A 493-nucleotide genomic window follows, 5' to 3' on the forward strand; every position below is an offset into this window, starting at 1 on the left:
ATCAACAATGTCAACGCGGAAATCGAAGGCCTGATCAAAAAGGCCTGGGGCAGGGCGGCATGAGCAGGAAGGACGTGTTTTCCGGCCTCCAGCCTCCCGCCGATCCCGCGTCGGACCCCGCCTCCCCCTTGCGCAACCGCGCACGCCCGATCCTCGGCTCGCCGGATCTGATTTCCGATACCAGTCGCTCGCCGGTCGGCGCGATCAGCCAGTCGCTTTCCGAACTCAGCGAGCGCAATCGCCGCGCCGAGGAAATCGAGCGGCGGCTGGCCGAGGGACAGGCGGTGGTGTCGCTGGAGACGGCCGATATCGACGCCTCCTTCGTGCCCGACCGGATGCCGGAGGCCGACGAAGACCATGCCCGCCTCGTCCACTCCATGCGCGAGCATGGCCAGCAGGTGCCGATCCTGGTGCGCCCGCATCCCGTCGATGCCGGCCGTTACCAGGTTGCTTTCGGCCATCGCCGTCTTCGGGCGGCGGCGGCATTGGACCG

General features: G+C 67.7%; 1 protein-coding gene. It reads left to right on the forward strand.

What is annotated here, in order from left to right; genetic code table 11:
• Positions 1-59 precede the first annotated feature (59 nt).
• Positions 60-493: ParB/RepB/Spo0J family partition protein (locus tag P7F60_RS17220; RefSeq protein ID WP_277918978.1), on the forward strand; the 434-nt coding region annotated here is incomplete at its 3' end.

The sequence above is a fragment of the Rhizobium sp. YJ-22 genome, from assembly GCF_029601685.1.
In the GTDB taxonomy this organism is placed as follows: Bacteria; Pseudomonadota; Alphaproteobacteria; order Rhizobiales; family Rhizobiaceae; genus Metarhizobium.